This window comes from Lutibacter agarilyticus, assembly GCF_900188235.1.
GTDB classification, from domain to species: Bacteria; Bacteroidota; Bacteroidia; order Flavobacteriales; family Flavobacteriaceae; genus Lutibacter; species Lutibacter agarilyticus.
On the sequence record NZ_FZNT01000006.1, the window covers coordinates 219,281 to 238,449 of the forward strand.

General features: G+C 27.5%; 22 protein-coding genes. All 22 read right to left on the reverse strand.

What is annotated here, in order from left to right; translation table 11 throughout:
- Positions 1–116 precede the first annotated feature (116 nt).
- The 22 genes from CHB67_RS11590 to CHB67_RS11685 all read right to left on the reverse strand — a co-directional run bounded on the left by CHB67_RS11590 (position 117) and on the right by CHB67_RS11685 (position 19,156).
- On the reverse strand, positions 117–692 hold the full coding sequence (locus tag CHB67_RS11590; protein WP_089381949.1) for a hypothetical protein: 576 nt from the start codon (positions 690–692) through the stop codon (positions 117–119).
- A gap of 154 nt (positions 693–846) precedes the next feature.
- Positions 847–1,233: a hypothetical protein gene (locus CHB67_RS11595; protein ID WP_141119712.1), complete on the reverse strand. Its 387-nt coding sequence runs from the start codon at positions 1,231–1,233 to the stop codon at positions 847–849.
- Positions 1,234–1,433: 200 nt separating this feature from the next.
- The gene (locus CHB67_RS11600) at positions 1,434–2,132 is read right to left on the reverse strand and encodes a hypothetical protein (protein ID WP_141119713.1); all 699 of its coding nucleotides are present in this window, start codon (positions 2,130–2,132) and stop codon (positions 1,434–1,436) included.
- Positions 2,133–2,278: 146 nt separating this feature from the next.
- Positions 2,279–2,608, reverse strand: coding sequence for a helix-turn-helix domain-containing protein (locus CHB67_RS11605; RefSeq protein WP_089381952.1), 330 nt, complete (start codon positions 2,606–2,608; stop codon positions 2,279–2,281).
- 3 nt (positions 2,609–2,611) lie between these two features.
- On the reverse strand, positions 2,612–2,953 hold the full coding sequence (locus CHB67_RS11610) for a type II toxin-antitoxin system RelE/ParE family toxin (RefSeq protein ID WP_089381953.1): 342 nt from the start codon (positions 2,951–2,953) through the stop codon (positions 2,612–2,614).
- A 202-nt stretch (positions 2,954–3,155) separates the two neighbouring features.
- The gene (locus CHB67_RS11615) at positions 3,156–3,560 is read right to left on the reverse strand and encodes a hypothetical protein (RefSeq protein WP_089381954.1); all 405 of its coding nucleotides are present in this window, start codon (positions 3,558–3,560) and stop codon (positions 3,156–3,158) included.
- A 5-nt stretch (positions 3,561–3,565) separates the two neighbouring features.
- Positions 3,566–3,715, reverse strand: coding sequence for a hypothetical protein (locus CHB67_RS17210; RefSeq protein ID WP_176461263.1), 150 nt, complete (start codon positions 3,713–3,715; stop codon positions 3,566–3,568).
- A gap of 160 nt (positions 3,716–3,875) precedes the next feature.
- A complete protein-coding gene (locus CHB67_RS11620; protein WP_089381955.1) occupies positions 3,876–4,361 on the reverse strand; it encodes a hypothetical protein in 486 nt (161 codons plus the stop codon).
- Between the two features lie 740 nt (positions 4,362–5,101).
- Positions 5,102–7,153 (reverse strand): hypothetical protein, encoded by a 2,052-nt coding sequence (locus CHB67_RS11625; protein WP_089381956.1) that lies wholly within the window; start codon positions 7,151–7,153, stop codon positions 5,102–5,104.
- Between the two features lie 150 nt (positions 7,154–7,303).
- A complete protein-coding gene (locus CHB67_RS11630) occupies positions 7,304–8,005 on the reverse strand; it encodes a hypothetical protein (protein ID WP_089381957.1) in 702 nt (233 codons plus the stop codon).
- 159 nt (positions 8,006–8,164) lie between these two features.
- Complete coding sequence (locus CHB67_RS11635) at positions 8,165–9,028, reverse strand: hypothetical protein (RefSeq protein WP_089381958.1); 864 nt, start codon at positions 9,026–9,028, stop codon at positions 8,165–8,167.
- 241 nt (positions 9,029–9,269) lie between these two features.
- Positions 9,270–9,950, reverse strand: a complete 681-nt coding sequence (locus tag CHB67_RS11640) for a hypothetical protein (RefSeq protein ID WP_089381959.1) — start codon at positions 9,948–9,950, stop codon at positions 9,270–9,272.
- A 225-nt stretch (positions 9,951–10,175) separates the two neighbouring features.
- A complete protein-coding gene (locus tag CHB67_RS11645; RefSeq protein WP_089381960.1) occupies positions 10,176–11,102 on the reverse strand; it encodes a toll/interleukin-1 receptor domain-containing protein in 927 nt (308 codons plus the stop codon).
- A 157-nt stretch (positions 11,103–11,259) separates the two neighbouring features.
- On the reverse strand, positions 11,260–11,877 hold the full coding sequence (locus tag CHB67_RS11650) for a hypothetical protein (protein ID WP_089381961.1): 618 nt from the start codon (positions 11,875–11,877) through the stop codon (positions 11,260–11,262).
- 3 nt (positions 11,878–11,880) lie between these two features.
- On the reverse strand, positions 11,881–12,441 hold the full coding sequence (locus CHB67_RS11655; protein ID WP_089381962.1) for a TIR domain-containing protein: 561 nt from the start codon (positions 12,439–12,441) through the stop codon (positions 11,881–11,883).
- A gap of 11 nt (positions 12,442–12,452) precedes the next feature.
- Positions 12,453–12,995, reverse strand: a complete 543-nt coding sequence (locus tag CHB67_RS11660; protein ID WP_245813526.1) for a TIR domain-containing protein — start codon at positions 12,993–12,995, stop codon at positions 12,453–12,455.
- A gap of 152 nt (positions 12,996–13,147) precedes the next feature.
- Positions 13,148–14,761: an AAA family ATPase gene (locus CHB67_RS11665; RefSeq protein WP_089381964.1), complete on the reverse strand. Its 1,614-nt coding sequence runs from the start codon at positions 14,759–14,761 to the stop codon at positions 13,148–13,150.
- Positions 14,762–14,939: 178 nt separating this feature from the next.
- A complete protein-coding gene (locus tag CHB67_RS11670; protein ID WP_089381965.1) occupies positions 14,940–15,548 on the reverse strand; it encodes a hypothetical protein in 609 nt (202 codons plus the stop codon).
- A gap of 151 nt (positions 15,549–15,699) precedes the next feature.
- Positions 15,700–17,103 carry a KAP family P-loop NTPase fold protein gene (locus tag CHB67_RS11675; RefSeq protein WP_089381966.1) on the reverse strand — a complete coding sequence of 468 codons (1,404 nt, stop codon included), beginning with the start codon at positions 17,101–17,103 and terminating at the stop codon, positions 15,700–15,702.
- Between the two features lie 449 nt (positions 17,104–17,552).
- On the reverse strand, positions 17,553–17,708 hold the full coding sequence (locus CHB67_RS17215) for a hypothetical protein (protein WP_176461264.1): 156 nt from the start codon (positions 17,706–17,708) through the stop codon (positions 17,553–17,555).
- Between the two features lie 263 nt (positions 17,709–17,971).
- On the reverse strand, positions 17,972–18,361 hold the full coding sequence (locus tag CHB67_RS11680; protein ID WP_089381967.1) for a hypothetical protein: 390 nt from the start codon (positions 18,359–18,361) through the stop codon (positions 17,972–17,974).
- Positions 18,362–18,523: 162 nt separating this feature from the next.
- The gene (locus tag CHB67_RS11685; RefSeq protein WP_089381968.1) at positions 18,524–19,156 is read right to left on the reverse strand and encodes a tetratricopeptide repeat protein; all 633 of its coding nucleotides are present in this window, start codon (positions 19,154–19,156) and stop codon (positions 18,524–18,526) included.
- Positions 19,157–19,169: the final 13 nt, after the last annotated feature.

Genomic DNA, 19,169 nt, shown 5'->3' on the forward strand with positions numbered 1-19,169 from the left:
TGCGACTGGAAAATCGGAGATTTTTCGGTGGTAGCAAATCGTTAGTTGAATGTTTGTCGTTAATGTTAGTTCAAATTTAAGCATAAATTATATGAGTTGTTGCCTACAGTAATTTTTTACTCAAGCTCAAAATAAATCAAATCTAAAAATATTATTCTGTAAACTATTTTCTCAAACTTTTTATCTGGTATTTTATTCATAGCATTTTTCAGATAATCATAATTCTCTTTATCAATTCCAACAGATTCAAACTTGTTATATGCAAGACAAAACTCATATTGCCAACTTGATTTATCTAAAATTTTCAATTGTTCAAATAAATATCCATAACAAGATAATCTTGTGTTTGGTGAAAATCCGAAATACGGGTCATATCCTAATTCTGAACTAAATTTGTCAATTAAATCTGACTTTTTCTCATTAAGTTTTATTTTATCCAATAATTGAGAATATCCTTTTTTAGATATCTCGGTCAAGTAATTTTCTTGAATTAAAAAATTTTCAAATAAACTATAAATATTCTGATTATAAATCGGTTTACTATTATCAGGAGCTAAATTATTTATTCTGCTTTCTAATCTTAATTTATTGCAAAGTTCAAATTTTTCATCTGCTATAATTTCATTCGAGTTTTTCATTGAACCACAAGAGGTTATTATGAGTAGAATTAATATTTGAAGCAGTTTTTTCATTATTGTAGGCAACGAGTTTTTATATGATTTGTGCGACTGGAAAATCGGAGATTTTTCGGACGTAGCAAATCGTTAGTTGAATGTTTGTCGTTAATATTAGTTCAAATTTAAGCATAAATTATATGAGGTGTTGTGCAACGTTTTTACTTTAGGCTTATCGTATCCTTTCAATTATCAAATTTTTGTCATTAAGAGTTATAATTTTCCATTTGATATCTTCCATTCCATTTATTCCACTATCAATTGTAATAATTAAATCAGAGTCATTTCTTGTCCAAGTTCCTTGAAAATCAAAAAAAGTTAATGGCGGAGTTCCACACCATCCTGAACTTCTTTCAATACAATTACTTTTCTCCAAAAATGAGATTCCGTACTCATTATCTTTCAAGGAATTAGCTCTTGTCAATTTAAGTTCGGAATCATTTGAGATTGGATTTATCCAATGTCCAATTAATTTGTCGGATTCATTAATTGTTATAGTTTCATTGTCTTTTTCACATCCAATTGATGTAAATATTAATAAAAAAAGAACAGTTTTCATTATTGTTTTCATATTCATAAAAGTTTTAATTATTCTTTATTTAACTATTTTCATTTATGTTGCACAACGTGTTTGTATATGGTTTGTTGCGTGGTTTAGCACCTAATTTAGCAAATAAAAACCGAATAGAAAATCCGCGAGGATTTTCGTAAGTAGGCTAGAACTAGCAATAAATTATATACGGTGTTACCAGCTGGTTTTTATTCAAATTTTCTATAATATGTTTTTTTCTGTCCTAAAAATCCAACTTCTGGCTCAAATGTCAGAGGATATAATTTTCTCCCTTTAAGAACAAAAGTCTTTGTCATCCAGTCCAATATTGCAATGTCTCCAGTCTCTTCACTTTCTGATGCAAAAATCTCAATATAATTTTTATCCGTTTCTGGTCTGAAAATAGAGTCGGTCAGTTTTAAAAAATCATCTCCTATTTCCATTTTTAAAATATCCTTAATTTCAATTTTTTCAACTTTAGCTCTTGGAATAGTTAGAACTCCGTTTTCGTTAGTTTTAATGAATTCTGCATTATTAATAGACACATACCAATCCCAATTTTCTATGTCAGTTTTTCCTTTTTCAGCCAATCGTTGAAATTTTATCTCAATTTTTGTCGAATCAGAATTTTTGTATTCTTTCTCGATGATTTTAGACTTTGCAGCATACAATACTTTGTCGGGACTTAGTTTTAATGTATCTCCAATTTTCTTATATGTTCCTGTTAGTGTTCCACTACCTAAAATGTCTTGGTGATATTGATATTCAAAAGTTCCATTTTCATTGAATTTATAAACAAAACAATTAGGTCCAAATTCACAAATATTGTGTTTAAACTTTCCATCAATTTGAGCGATTGAACTCAATGATAGTAATAATATCAATATTTGTAGTACTGTTTTTTTCAACTTGCTGGTAACGGGCTTTTATAAGATTTGTGCGACTGGAAAATCGGAGATTTTTCGGACGTAGCAAATCGTTTGTTGGATGTTAATCAGTTCGTTATTTAGTTTAAAAGTAAGCATAAATTTTATGAGTTGTTGCCTGTAGTACTTTACGCTACTTTGAATTCTCCCTCGTTCATTTCTATACTGAATTTCACATTAGCTTTCAAAGCTTTAAAGACTTTCAAAATTGTCTCAATTGTAACATTTCTCGTATTTCTCTCCAGTTTTGATATTTGAGATTTTTGGACTCCAATTAATTCTCCTAATTGCTCTTGTGTTAGATGTCTTTCTTTTCTTACAGATTTTATCATATCTCCAAGAATTTCAATTTTTAAATCAAACTCATATTTGTCTCTTTCAGTTGTTCCAACTTCTCCAAGATGTTTATCTTTAAGTTGGTCTAAACTCATCATTTTCATTTTTTTATTAGTTTCCATTTTCTAAAGTTTTTTTTGATTAAAATATTCCTCTCTCAATTTTTCAGCTTTCTCAATATCACCTTTTGGAACTTTACTGACTTTTTTAATAATTCCGTGAGTTGATATTACAAGTGTATCAGTTTTCTCTGTTTTGTCCCAAAAAGCAAAAAGTCTAATTTGAACTCCGTTAAATTTAGTTCTGAATTCCCAAATTTCATCTTTTAGTTTTTTAAAAAGTTTAGGATCATTTATCAATTTAGCTTTATCAATATTGTAGAAAATTTTTGTTCTCGTTTTATTGTCTAAATTTTCCACAAACTCAATAGCTTGTTCTAAAAATATAACATCAAATTTAGGTTTCATTCCTTTTCTTACTGTTTAGACAACAAATCTAGTGAAAAGTTTCAATATATGGAAACTATTTTTTGTTTTATGATTTTAATCGTATTACAGGCAACGGGCTTTTATAAGATTTGTGCGTTTGGAAAATCGGAGATTTTTCGGACGTAGCAAATCGTTAGTTGAATGTTTGTCGTTTGTACTAGTTCAAATTTAAGCATAAATTTTATGAGTTGTTAGGCACTGGCTTTTTCATTCGGAAGATTTTTAATAATCTAGGACTAATCATAAATAAAAGAAAATAATCTATTATCAAACTTATAATCAGATATGTAAATTGGTAATCAGTGTCTATTTTATCGCCTAATGTTCCTTCCATCAGTTCTGCTATAAACCAAGTTGGAATTATTCCTTTTGTATAAATCATCAAATATGTCCAAGAAAAACTACTTAATCCTACAAGTTTATGATTTGGTTCAGGTAATGAAAATAATAGAATTAAAAAAAATATCAATTCTGTTATAATTAAAAGAATCAACGAAAGTTTAGTTTGATTTAATCCAATGAAGGTTTCTTTTGATTTAAAAAAACCAAATATTAACCAAGGAATAATTAATAAAAACGAAATCATAATTATTAATAAAATTCGGTTTCATCAAATTCTCCAGTTTTCATCATTAATCTCACAGCTCTTTCATATTCTGTATGTTCAGTTGTAAAGTTACTCGGGATTTCACCATCCTCCCAAAGTAAATATAATTTATTTTCAGCTTCTTCTCTTGTCATAATAATTTTCATTTCCGCTTGTGCCTAACGGGCTTTTATAAGATTTGTGCGTTTGGAAAATCGGAGATTTTTCGGACGTAGCAAATCGTTTGTTGAATGTTTGTCGTTTGTTCTAGTTCAAATTTAAGCATAAATTTTATGAGTTGTTGTAGGTAGTTTTTTATTTATCCTTTTTATCTAATCTACTTTTAATCATTGAATAAGCTGTCTTAAATTCCTTTATTTTTCCAACTTGTTTAATCGTTTCACTTTTATTGTCTTTTAAAACAAATACAATTCTATTTTCGTTATACAATGTTTGAGCATCCGCATCTGCTATTGGACTCCGTCCTCCTAAAATCAAGAATTGTCTTCTTAGAAAAAATATTTTCTCAATATCATTGAAACTAATCGATATCGATTTACTAAACTCTTTAACAATACTTTTTGATTCAAATTCTATAAATTCTTGATCAATACTCAGATATTGTTTAGATGAAAATAATGTAATCAATAATCCTATAATCATAATGATTAATCCAAAAAAGGATAACACATCGTAATCGTTAATAATTGTTGGAATCATTATCAAAATTAATCCAATCGCAAAAATTGAATATTTAAAATAATTCTTAAATCGATATTCTGGAATAATTTCAAATTTCATTTAATCTATTTTGTTACAATTTTATTTCTGATGTAATTCGGAATTACCTACAACGGGCTTTTATAAGATTTGTGCGACTGGAAAATCGGAGATTTTTCGGACGTAGCAAATTGTTTATTGAATGTTTGTCGTTTGTACTAAATCAGATTTAAGCATAAATTTTATGAGTTGTTGCAAGTTTTTACGACACGTTATGCTGATAATTGAATTTTAGTACTTTCCGAGATTTGTCATTCTTGTTCTTTATAAAAATCCTTTTGTTTTTTGTTATTAATTTATCTTTTTACTTGTTTTTACGTTTTGCAATTTTTCTCCGTTTCAATGCTCAAATCCACTCTGATTTTAAATTTCTCCGTTTCATTGAGCTTTTTGCGTTTCAATTCTCAAAATCAGTAGAGTAGAAGTGAACTCAAATTTATCATTTTTATTTAATTTGTCATTGAACTAATTAAAAAAAATCAATCTTCTCATTTTACTGAATTTATCATTTATAGAAATTTTAATCAACTCAATTCTCCTCCTGGTTTTTATCTTAAAATCTATTTTATTAAAATCAATTTTATCTGTTTTACATCCAACCAAAACTCCGCCGAGTAATTACTTGCAACGGTTTTTGGTATGGAAAGTTGCGTTTTTGGAAACGTAATTTTCCGATGTTTAAATTTAAGTTATTTATGTTTTAGAAACATTCTATTTTATTGAATTTAGCAATTTTTTATACCAGTTGTTGGGCAATCGTTTTAATTTGTCGGTAATCCTAATTTATCAAATAATATCCTATTTCTCATTTTAGCATCTTTTAATAGTTTCGGGTAAGAAATTACCTCAATATAAGCATTGTACTTATCGTGAAATTTAAAATAACCCATCGAATCAGGTGTTTTCTTAAAATCTTTATCATCCAAAACTTGTTTTAAACTTTGATTAAAATCTAAAACTATATATGCGTAAAAAGGAGTATTATTATCTACAAAATCAATAATTTTACCTTTACGATCAATTCCTTTATTTTCTCTTATTGTTCTAATATATTGTAAAACTTGGTCGATTGGATTCTTTTTGCTCGATTCAGAAGAATAACCAACTCTTTCAGGTCTCTTAAATTCCACAATTGTAAAAGAGTGATGCGGAGCATCATCATTTACGAAAGCAAAACTATCGTTAAAAACTAGTAAATCGGGTCTTTGTAAATCGTTGCTTTCTGAAACTTTAATACTTTTGAATGATTTATCAGATGACAAATAGTTATGATAAGATAAACGTTCATCAATTAACCATAAATTTTGTTTATCGTAACTTATTTCATCAGATTCTGAACGAATTGGAAAGAATAAATTATGTATAGTTTCCTCGGTTTGGAAATTATTATCTTCCATTCCTAGAAATTTATCTAATAATTCAATTACAGATTTTCGATGAACAATGTGTTTAGCTAAATTAGATTTTCCGATATCATTAAATTTTTCAATATATTCTGAATATTTTTTTTGATATTCTTCCGAACTTTTAATATCCTCTTTTGCATTTAAAACTTCTTCACCTAATTCTTTAATTTCGGATTCTAAAGTATTTTGAACTTTAAATAATTCTATATCTAATTTATTTCCTTTTAAATTTGGTGGAAGTTTTTTTATTGTTTCCGGATGATACTTTAATATTGTTTTATATTGAGGAGCTGAATCATATATGTGAGATTGATAATTTTCAAATTTATGTTCTCTAACTTTTGATAGATATGGTTCAAGTAAAACTTCAATTTTTTCAATTGCAAGATTTCTGATTTTTTTTAAAGATAATTCCTCGTTTGAATCTTCTTCTCCTTCTTCATTTTCGTCAATCGATTCGTTAAGATTGAAATCAATCCTTTCACTATCAACAGCCTCATCAAAAAATGGACTTGTAATGTAGGAATGATAGACGAAATGATTATTATCTTCATCATCGATTTTTCTTCCTAAATCTGAAATATAGTTATTTAATAATTCGTGTTTAACCTCTCTATTATTTGCGCAATAATGTATTTGGTGGGTTTTTCTAGTATTGAATACTCTTAATAAATATAGATGGAAATCATTCTCTAAAATTTTGAAATTTGATTCTTTAATTGAACCTTTAAAAACGCTACCATAATAATTTTGAAGTAATAATTCTTTTCCGTTTTGGTCAATTAATGTAATGTAAGGACATTTATTTTGTAAAAAGTATATTAAAAAATGTTCAACAATTTTTTCTGCAATATCATCTAATGTTAACGGGCAATATTTTTGATACTCCTCTTTAAAATTCTTTAATTCAGTAATTGTCCAAGATTTTTTCTCTGAATTAACATTTTCATCAAAATCGAAAATTCCATTTCCAATTGATTTAAATTTAAATTCTCTTGTGAAATAATCATCTTCTAATTTAAATGAACTTTTGTAATGAACTTCTTTAAAAGCTTTCAGAGTAACAAACCTACCGATTCCTTTAGCTCCTTTTTCAATTTTATAATCAGATTCTGCGGTTAAAAAGGATTCGAAATTATTATTGTTAAAACCCATTCCATTGTCTTGAACTACGAAGCTTTGTACAGGGAAAATATCTATTTTATTCATTCCCTTTAATGTTTCTGCATCTCCATTTCTAATGATATAGATATAAATATGTCCAGATTCAAGATTGCCTTTTTCTTCAATAGCGTGAATAGAGTTGCTTATTGTTTCAAATAAAGGCCAAAGCGCTTTTCTTTTTGGTAGTTTGGTGTTTCGAACTTTTCCAACAATGTTAGTATGGAATTCTCTTTTTTCTTGCATTTTTTTTTCTTTTTATAGCTATTTCGTAATGTTGCCCAACGGGCTTTTATAAGATTTGTGCGACTGGAAAATCGTAGATTTTTCGGACGTAGCAAATCGTTAGTTGAATGTTTGTCGGTTCGTTATTTAGTTTAAATGTAAGCATAAATTTTATGAGTTGTTGGCTTTAGTTTTTTTCTTAATAATCGTTTTAATGTCTGTAATTAAGTATAAAGTACCTAAAACAATTGCTCCTCCAACTTTAGGTACAATATTTCCGCCTGTTAAGATTGTATATATTGGAAATAAAATAATAAATATTGAAAATGGATAAGCAAACAATCTGAATAAAATCATTTTTATTGTCCACTCATTTTTTTCATTTTCAATTTTCTCAATATTATCTTTGGTTTCTATTCCAATAGCAATTTTTAGGTCATTTAATAAATATTTTGTCTCGTTTAGATAAATTTTCTTAAAAACCCAATAAATTCCAAATGCTAGTAACCCATAAATTCCTAAAATTATCAAAGCAGTATAATCAAGATATTCAAAATCCTGAATCATTGGGATTATTAGAGCGAAAACAAAGAATGATAGAATTAAACCACCTAATACGATTGTCCATAATTTTCCATTTAGGCTTAACTCCGTTTTAATATTCTTTATTTCGTTTTTCTCGTTGAAGTTAATTTTGAAAATCGGATAAAAAGTTCCAACCCAATAATTTGTCATCCAAATAGTATATTCACTCAAGTTTTTTTCGGCAATAGTTTCTCCCTTGTTGAACAAACTTGTAGAAATGTGATTTAATAAATTATTTTCTCTTTCAAGTGTAATTAATTTATCAATTTTTTCTTTGTGAGATTTCATTTAATCTTTTTCGTTAATTAAAGCCAACGGGCTTTTATAAGATTTGTGCGACTGGAAAATCGGAGATTTTTCTGCCGTAGCAAATTGTTTGTTGAATGTTTGTCGTTTGTACTAAATCAAATTTAAGCATAAATTTTATGAGGTGTTGTAAAACGTTTTTTAAAATGGTAAATCTTCTTGTTCAACTGGTGGAGGCGGTGGTACTTTTCGTTTTTTGACTACAGTTACATTCATTATATACTCTCTCCAAAAGAAATTCCCTTTATCTGTCAATTCATAATAAATTCTTTGATTCTCATCATCAGTAATTTTATCAACGATATTTTGATAAAGATATTTTTCTTTAATAATATCGTTTATGTGGTTTGGGAATTCATTTCTGTTTCTGATAGATAATCCAATTTCTCTGAAGTCCTCATATAAATCAGATTCTTTAAACTCTTTATAATCATTTTCTAATTTTTTTAGAGTATTCTCGGAAAGATTTTTTGTGTTGTCCTTTTCAACTAAAGATTTTATTTGAGAATAATCTTCGTTCAAAGTTTTAAAATCAATTTGTAAATTGTCTATTGTATTGTCTCTATCCTCAAGTTGTTTTTTTAACTTTTCTATTAACTTATTTAAATCGGCCTTGTCTCTATATTTTGCCTTTAAATCTTCTAATTTATTTTCTTCTTCTGCTAATTCTTGTTTTCCTTTTATATCTATAACTAACTGTTTTATAATATTCTTTTTTCTACCAATAATTGATTTATTAAGTATTTCATCCATTCCCCACATAAAATAAGGAAGAATTATTAAATACACTATTGTAATTATAAATGGAACAAGAAAATAGGATTGAAATGAAGAGTAATTATCATTTATATGTGTAATTCTATATTCAATGTCTTTATTTGAAAAAAATAAAATAGAAATAGGTTTCCAATTAATTGCAATCCAAGAAATCAAAAATGTTCCAATTAATGGATTCTTAATTCTTTCTCTTGATGCTTCAAAAAATGATTTAATTATCTCTTTCATCTTAATGTTTTACAACGGGCTTTTATAAGATTTGTGCGACTGGAAAATCGGAGATTTTTCGGACGTAGCAAATCGTTTGTTGGATGTTAATCAGTTCGTTATTTAGTTTAAAAGTAAGCATAAATTTTATGAGTTGTTGGGTAAAGTAGTTTTGGGTATTATATCTCCATTGGAAGAATATATTTCTAGCAAAATATTTATGAATTTTCTTATCAGCAATTTTTATGGTGATTGGTAAATGTTAGTTCCAAGGAATTGATTTAAATGAAACATTATAGTAACCATCATCAGCTTTTTTAAATTTAAGTTTTAATTTTTTATCTTTTTCAAGATTCCATATATCTAAAAAGTCACAATTTATTCTGATAATTTTATATTTACTAGAATTAAAATTCAGGTTTAAGTAATTAAACTCATTTTGTATTAAAGTATTTTTGTTCATAAATGAACTCCAATAATAAATAATGTAATATTCATACTCTTTAAAATCAGATATTTTTATTTGTTCTTTCAAATCTAGATTTTTTAAGCTTTTAATGTTGTCCTCGAGTTTTTCATTTAATATTAACATTAAAGAATCATTATTTTTATTTATTATTTCTATATCATCATTTATACAAGTTGAATTTTTAAAGAATATTTTTTCTCCATTTTTATTATATATATTTAAACTCCCGTTAAAAGATAAGCTTAAGATTTTATTTAAAAAAATAGAATCTTTGATTCCTTCCGTAAAATAATAATCACTTATGTTATCATTAAATATTTGGTTTCTAATGTCTTTTAATTCCTCAATTGTAATAACTTTTGGATTTTTAAATCCAATAATTATTTTAGAGATACTAATACAAGATGTTAAAAATAGAATAATAAAGGTATATGAAATAACTCCACCTTTATTTTTAATGATATTATAATTCATTCCAAACAATTTGTTTTTTCATATTACGCTTTTTAAATCAAATCTTTATAATGTATTTATTTAGGACGAGTCACTATTTTACCCAACGGGCTTTTATAAGATTTGTGCGACTGGAAAATCGGAGATTTTTCGGACGTAGCAAATCGTTTGTTGAATGTTTGTCGGTTCGTTATTTAGTTTAAATGTAAGCATAAATTTTATGAGTTGTTGTATGCTGTTTTTTAATCAATCAAAACTAATTCGTTTGTTTATATCATCAATATTTTTCTTGTGTTTTTCTCTTTCTATTGCTTTTCTTTCAATTTCTTGATTTCGTTTTAATTCAATTTGTTCGAAATGTTCATTTGCAACGTTAACACAAAGTTTTAAAGTTTCCTTATGATATTTTTCTACCTCCTCAATTGTAGTTCCATCTAATATTATTTTATTTCCATAAGTTGAGGCAATACCAGGTCTATGCATTGTACTAAAACTTGGTGGGAAGTTCCAAGCTTGGACAAAATAATCTCTCCATTCTTGACTTGGTGTCTTATTCAGTTCAAATGGGATTTTGTATAAAGCACTTCCAGCTGTTCCGTCGTTTATGGGTTCGGTAATTTCATCAATTAAAATTCCTTTTATCATTACTTGGTTCTCAATAGTAGGAATTTTTGTCTCTTTTAAAGTTGTTTTCGAGTTTTCTTTCGGAACTCCAAGTTTTGGAGCAGTTTCACGTTTGTTGAATAACGTTGTTGTTAAATCTGAATAATTGTTTGAATAGTGTTGCTCATTTGATAGGTCGACATAATATTTTCCTGATAGCCACGATGGTATCGCAGTTTGGTTTGTTCCCGATTTAAGAATTGGAATAAATTTTCTATGGTTTAGTTTTTGTAACACTTCAGCTGTCATAATATCTCCTTCATATCCAACACCTCCAATTCTGTTTTCAGATTTTGATTTATACTTTGGAGTGCATATTATCAGAACATAATCATTTTCTCTAACAGATTTTTCCATAAAATGAGGCATCTGGTCTCCTGGGATTATTTCCCATTGGTCAAGTTTTGCATCGATTCCATCATTTCTCAATTCGGTAGCAAGGTTTTTCACCCATTGTTTGATTTCATCACTTTCCCAAGCGTATGAAATAAATGTTCTCGGATTATTCATATAGTTTCTTTTTCAAATAGCATACAACGGTTTAGAGCATGAAAAGTTGCGGGTTTGAAAACGCAATTTTCCGATGTTTAAAATTAATGTATTTTTGTGTTGTAAATATCATATTTACAAGAGTTTAGCAATTTTTTATGCGCATTGTTGGCAACTGTTATTTTTTATCGATAATTCTTTTTAATTCTTGTGAATATTGTATTAATTGTTCATTAACTCTCATTAAATCTTCAATTAAATCATTGTATTCTGGGTATTCTTGTTGAAGCTCTTGAGGAGTCATATCCATAAGTTTTTCTTTTTTTGCATCACTCCAAGTTCTAAATCTCGCTTGCCATCTCGTTAAATGAGGTCTTAAACCTTCATTTAGAGTTTGTGTTGATATTCTAACTATTTCTTGAGTACTTTTATTATTCCTTATTAAATCCGCTGGAATGTCACTTATAAATTCTCTTACTTTTTGAAACATTTTATACCAAGAATTATAAATTTCTTCAATTACATCGTGTTCTCTATCAATTGGGATTGCGGCTTTTCGAGTAACCAATTCTGTCCAAATTTTGTGAGCAATTTGTAAATCACTTTTATTCGGTCTAAATTCTGCAACTCCAACATTTCCGAGTTTTATATCTACTTTCACTAAATCGTATCTTAATTTGTTCTTTAACCAAAAAAAGTAAATTATAAAAAGTGAAATTAATATTCCAATTAACCATAGTGAAATATGAATAACTAGATTATAATTATCGTCAAAATATATTTTAAAAATATCCATATTTTAATGTGTGGTATTATGTGTTTTACAAGATGAATTGTATTTCATCATTTCTTGGGGATTATCAATTAAATGTTTTCTTGAAGTTCTTGAGTTAAAAGCGTCATCTATCCATTCGCCAAGTTGATTTCCAGACGTTGGATACGACCAATATCTCGCGTAACATTCATTATGCCCACTTTTCCAATTTCTCTCAAACCTTGAAGGTAAATACGCGGAATTATTCTGACTAGGTAAGACAATACCAATCAAACCATTTGGAATATACTCTCCTTGTCTAAGAGATGATTTAATTTCCCAGTCAACATAGCGCCTGCTATGCGTACAACTTCCCATCAGAACTATTGTAACAGTTGAATCTGAAAGGTACTTTTCACGTATGCGTTTCATAACATAATCAGTATCTGTACTATCAATAAATTCATCGTTGTCATTTGCACCTAAAACATAAGGAGTAAATATTCCTAGGTTATTTGCAAAATGATTTATAAAATCATCTACTTCTTTTCTATCTCCTCTGAAATGAGATATAAATACTCTTCTTTTAATTCCTGTCCAAGCCATTTTTATTTATTTTAAATTTTGAAACCGAAAAAATTCATATAATTATTTTCTTGTCGATTTCTTTTGTTACAAATTTTATGAGACAAATTATCTCTTTTCCAATAAGCAAAATTCACTTTACTTTCAAAATCTTTCTCTAAATTTTTCCATCTCATAGATACAGCATAACCAGATTCTATATTGTCTTTTAAACGTTTTGGAACAGAATGATTTTCTACAGGAAGGTAAATTGCTAATAATCCATTAGGCTTAAAAGATTTTTTTCTAATTGATAGATATGAATATGAGCGAAGTGATGCCCAAATTTCCCAATCAATCCATTTTCTATAACCTGTTTTTTCTCCAATTAATACAACTGTTACAGAGCAAGATCTCATCTTATTTCTAATTTTAGAATATATAGTGTCATCAGTTAAATGTCCAATATCATCTTTTAAAGAATAATCTGAAACTTTCATACTTTTTACTACTTTTCTTAATTTTGAAAGATATTTTTGGTCATTATTATGATGATAGCTTATAAAGCAATTTCTTGTCTTTTTCTCAATTTTCATTTTAATAGTTGCCAACGGTCTTGTGTATGGTTAGTTGCGTGTTTAAGCAACTAATTTAGTAAACAAAAACGAACGCGAGAAAATTCCGAAGGAATTTTCCAAATAAGCACTTGCCAAAGCAATTAATTATACACGTTGTTGGGCGCAGTTTTTTATTCGATAAGCTCTGTCAAAGGTTGTAATAGAGTCCTGTAAAAATATTTTATTTCTGTTGAATCAAGAATTAATTTCCTGACTGTATTTTCATATTGTTCTTTAGTAAGTCCCAAGCTAGATGTTATTCTATTTAGAACTTGTGTTTCTCTAATCGGATAGCGTGTTAGTAATTCTAACTGGTTGCTATTTGCAACAAGGCTATCAAAATGACTTTCTTCATCTTGTAGAACTTGGTCTAAATCAAATGTTACATTAAATTGACCTCTTTGTTGTATTTCTCTATGTTTTGGCATTGATAACATTATTTCATTTCGAAGCTTCTTTTCGCAAAGTTTTGAGCAAAGTCTTTCTTTATGTTGAGAGATATCAGAAATTATATTTTCTGTGGCTTTCTGATTTAATGCTGTTGCATTTTGACCTGTTAATTCTGATATTTTTTGAGCAACTTTTTCAATAATGTGCAAATGATAATATAAAGCTTCAACCGAGTAGAAAGGAATTGCGGCTACTCCCTTTTCTAATAGTGCTTGAACCTGTTCTGGTGTTCTATCATCTGTATCAATTAATCCGAAAGCATTAATCCAATGAATATTATCTGTTTTTTTTATTCCGTTAACTGCTTTTTCTACTTCTCTACAATTTCCTTGTGGAATAACGGATACGTTCGGATAAATAAGTTGGTAGATTTGTCTATCCAAACTTGTAGATTGACCTTCTACAAATAGTAATTCTCTTTTTGAACCAAGAATATCAGTTTTTATTGAGATAGGAATAGGCAAATCGGCTGTTATTAAATCGGCATCCCAATCTTTAATATTCTTTCCTTGCCATTGACAACTACGAATTAAAAGGGTACTCGATTCTTGACAATCAATTGGCAAATGAATGTCGTGAGTTGAAATTACAAAAACGCAATCTTCTCTTTTTCTAAACAAGGATGTTAATAATGGTGAAATTATTGACCTATGTAAATGCCTTTCCGGTTCATCAAGTATAATCAAAGAATTTGGTTCAGTTGTCAAAACATCTGCTCCAATTAAAAGTGCATTTCTTTCGCCATCGGATAATTCCGCAATACTATATGGTTCACTGCCATTCTTTGATGCAAATAGTTGCTCGTCTTTTCCAAGAATAATTGTAATAGGAATATTTGATATAGCTAATAATTCATTTATTGCTTGAATTGGTGCTTGGTCTCTTGAATGTTCTTGAGCAAGTTCTATATTATCGCCATCAACAGCGTCAGCAATATTCCTTGCCCTTATATTATGTGAATTTATCAAATCAAAAATTGATAGAGAAGTTCTGGCTTGTGAATAATTATCTTTCCACCGTGAATAAGTTTGAGAATCACTTGATTTTATATTAGTTTCCGTATTCTTCTTTTGAGAAGCGGTCATATTCATAGCATTATCTGTAAACCAAGTTTGTCTATGAGCAAGTATGCGTTTAGCGTGATTCCTATTTTGATTAAATAAATTATGCATTAAAGTTGATTTTCCAACTCCATTTGCTCCTAAAACGAAAACTGTATTTCCTTCGGTCAATGGAATATTAAGCGTTCCATTATTTGACGTAGGTATATTGAACTTATATTTATTTTCAGTCATTTAGTTAATTTGATTACGGTCGTTTTTAAATTGCGCCCAACGGTTTAGTATTAAGATTTGTGCGACTGGAAAATCGGAGATTTTTCGGACGTAGCAAATCGATTGTTGAATGTTTGTCGGTTTGTATTTAGTTTAAATTTTAGCATAAATTTTATACATTGTTATAGGTAGGTTTTAATCATAAATCATTTGGTAATCCTATATCATTAATAATATTCAATTCTCCTTTTTTCCCGTATATTAATAACATTGTATCATTTTTAACTTTTCCATTGTACAATCCGTTAAAAATAAACCTCACAACTTTCAAATCTTTTGGTAGTTTATCAAGTTTCTCAACTTTTAACAAAACAATCTTTTGACTATTGATTGTAATTTCATTATCGATATTTTTTAATTGAATTTCATTTTTTATTATTTCTCTCTTATGATCCTCAATTTTTTCTTTATACTCTTTTTCTTTTTCTTTATCAATTTTCAGTAATTTTTCAAGTCTACTTAAATTATTCTTTTTCAAAGAATCGGATTTGGTCAAATTATAAATTGAATTTTTCCTTATATCTATAAGTTTTTTATATTGAGAAATTTTATATTCATTGAAATAATTATAACTAACATAAAAACTTTCAATAACCTGAATTTTATTTAACACGATTGAATCATCTTGCGTCTCAGACAAGTTTTCATATGCAGAATAAATATCCTTTTTCAACAATTCTTTTTCTCTATTTATCGAACAACTGATAAAAGTTAAAATCGTAATTAAAAATATTGTTAGTTTTTTCATTTTATGACTTACCTATAACGGGTTAGAATATGAAAAGTAGCGGGTTTGAAAACGCACTTTTCAGATGTTTAAAATTAATGTATTTTTGTGTTATAAATATCATATTTACAATAATTTAGCTATTTTTTATATGCATTGTTAGCTGTAGGCATTAAATTGTCATTGAATCAAATAAATCAATTTTATCCATCAAATAGTCTAAACCTAAATCTCCACCACTTCTATAACTAATACCCTCTAAAACTCCCAAAAAGTCTTGGTCATTACCTACTACAGATTTAACAAGTAATTTGTTTTCTCCATTTGTATCTTTTTCAAAAAGTTTTTCTCTGTAGTAGTGATTTTCAATTAGGTAATTTTTATAATGATTTAATAAATACCCTTCTAGCCACATTAGTTCTCTCTGAATATTTTCATCTTTTTCAATTTTAACTATTTTCTTGAATTCATCTTGGACTTGAGAAAGTGTAAGTTTTTTTAGTTTTAAATTTTCATAAAACTCTGGATATAAAATTTTTATAAAATTTAAGAATATGAATAAAACTGGAAATACAAAGTTGTTAGGATTAAATGATTTTATTGATAATTTTGCTAAATTGAATATTTTCTCTTGTTGTCTTAGTGTAATTGGTTTATTTGAAAATAATAGTTTACATATCTTTAAAAACTCTGTTTTATCATATCTAAACTCGCTATATTTTAAACGTTCAGTTGAGTTGAAAAAATTATCGAACTTGTTATAATCGTACAAAAAAGTATAAAACAATTCGGGTTTTGGTTCTGGAATTGAGTACTCAACATCAATAAATCGTCTCAAATATTCATTTGTATCAATTCTATCACTTCCATAAACTCCTTTTATTGCGTTTCCTAATTCTTTTTTGTCAATTGATAAAACGAAAACAATATTAGGAACAGAGAAAAAATGTTTTATTTGCTCTAAAATTGAAACTGCATAATTAGGTCTACATCTATCAAGCTCATCAATTATAAAAATTAATGGTTTTTTCTCAATCGAATCGTTAATGAAGTCCGACAGTTCTTCTTTAAAATCTACAATACTCTTTTTTTTATTTGAGTATTCATTAACCTCATTTTCAAAGATGTCATTTAAACTATCTGTGACACCAGAAATTGCATCTTTTAAGCTCTTTGTATTGATATATTTATCCGCTATTGCTTGAATAATAATAGGAGTTAAGTGTTTCGAAATAGTTGCTGCTTTTTTTAGTGTCTTTTTGAATTTAACTTCTGTAGATGATTTTGTCACGGATTTTAATTCTCCCATCAAAGCAATTAATGGGTTATTCTCAAAATCATTTTCCCAAGCATTAAAATAAACGGTTTGATACTCTAAATTTTTTAATTCTTGTTTCCACATTCTTACGAAGGTAGATTTTCCAGTTCCCCATTTATTATTTATTCCTAAAACGAAACCATCAGAATAATTTTCAACTATTTTTGTTAAAATGGTCGAGTATTTTTTTCTATCTAATTTGCAATTTTCGAAAGGGTTTTCTGGGTTAATTTCAATGTTTAAACTTTTTAGGCTCATTTTTCAATTTTTCATTTTAATTTTTTTACGCGCTTACAGCTAACGGGCTTTTATAAGATTTGTGCGTTTGGAAAATCGGAGATTTTTCTTACGAAGCAAATCGATTGTTGAATGTTTGTCGTTTTAAATTAGTTTAAATATAAGCATAAATTTTATGAGTTGTTGTAATTAGTTGCTTTTGCGTTCTATTTATATTCACTCAATTAGAGAATTAACCCGAACTGTTTCTCGATTTAGTAAGAATTTATCATTTTAGGATTTCGTTCAGTTTATTTCTCCGTTTTTTTGCTAAAAATCAATCCGTTTCATTGAGTAATTCAGTTCTGATTGAAGATTTTTTCCGTATCAACTTTCATTCCGTAATTAATCTTAAATCATATTGTTTAATTCAAAATCTGATGAGTAGAAGTAAATTAGAAATTTATCAAATTACTTCTATTTTTCTAACGTTAATCTTTATTTTTAAATCTACCTGCTATTGTTAAGATTAATCCTAAGGCGGATAAAAATCCAAAAGCAAAATCAATTCCATCATTATCATATAATAGAAATAACGATATTCCTGATATTAATAATAGTATTCCTAAAATTCTTGTTTTATTCATAATTTTCTTTTTTCGGCAATTAATTACAACGGGCTTTTATAAGATTTGTGCGACTGGAAAATCGGAGATTTTTCGGACGTAGCAAATCGTTAGTTGAATGTTTGTCAGTTCGTTATTTAGTTTAAAAGTAAGCATAAATTTTATGAGTTGTTGCTAGTTTTTGCTTTTCATTCCACTTATTTATCCGTTTTATTTCTCAAAATCCTACGAATTTAATTTTTTAATCAGTTTTTTTCTGAAATATTACTCAATTAGGGCTTATTTTATTCATATATTCTATAGTAATTGAATTCGAAACTCAGTCCTTCCACAAACACAATATTATTTAATCTATGAATACCATTTTCTCGAAAAAAATTATCTTCCATTCTTTGTGGTAATTTATGTAGTAGTTTCAAATTAGTTAATTTCACATAGCAACTTTCCTTAAAAAACTTCCAAGTTCCTTTATTTGTTTTTACTAAATCTCCTTTAGTGAAAACTTGTTCAAATGTTCCATCTTTTTTTATGATTAAAATATTTTCAGCTTCTTTATCATAAATATTTTCATACTTTCCAACTATTGGTAATGTATTATTACAATTATCTCCACGAAAGTATTTACAGCTCGTAATAAATATAAAACAAAATAATATTGTAATTTTTTTTCTCATAATTGAATTTTGTCCGCAATTACTAGCAACGGGCTTTTATAAGATTTGTGCGTTTGGAAAATCGGAGATTTTTCGGACGAAGCAAATCGTTAGTTGAATGTTTGTCGTTTGTTCTAGTTCAAATTTAAGCATAAATTTTATGAGTTGTTGTACACTGTTTTTTTAATCATAGTAGTGTATTATTCTTGTTTCTACATCGTTCAACTCTTTTTCGAAATCTTCATAGTTAATTAAAATTGATTTAGCATTTGAAAAACTCAATTTAGCTTCCTCAATTTCTCCGTAATCTAAATGTTTTCTGGTTAATTCGTAATAACAAATCCCTCTTAAAAATTCAATATCACTTTTAATGATAATCTGGTTAAAAATTAATTCACTTTTTTCTTTTTCTCCAATTAATGAATATGCTTTTCCTAAATTAATTCCTGCCGAAATATATAGAGAATCAGATATAATCAAAGATTTTTCATAACATTCTATTGCTTTATTAAATTTATAATCGTGATACTCAACATTACCTAAATTATTATATAAAATAGGGTTATTAGGTTCCTCAATTATGGCTTGAGTTAATTTTTCACGAGCTTTATCAAACTTATTCTTACGAGCAAATTTCATTGCTTCGAGAGCAAGTTCATTTCCTTTTCCAAGGCTAAAATCAGAAATGTAAATTGAGACATTATGTCCTTCTTTTGTATATTCTATGAAAGGATTATCACTAATCTTAACGAATTTTCTCTGCTTACTACAAGAAATAAGTAAAATTGATATTATTAGTATTCTAAAAATCTTCATCTGAAATAGTGTA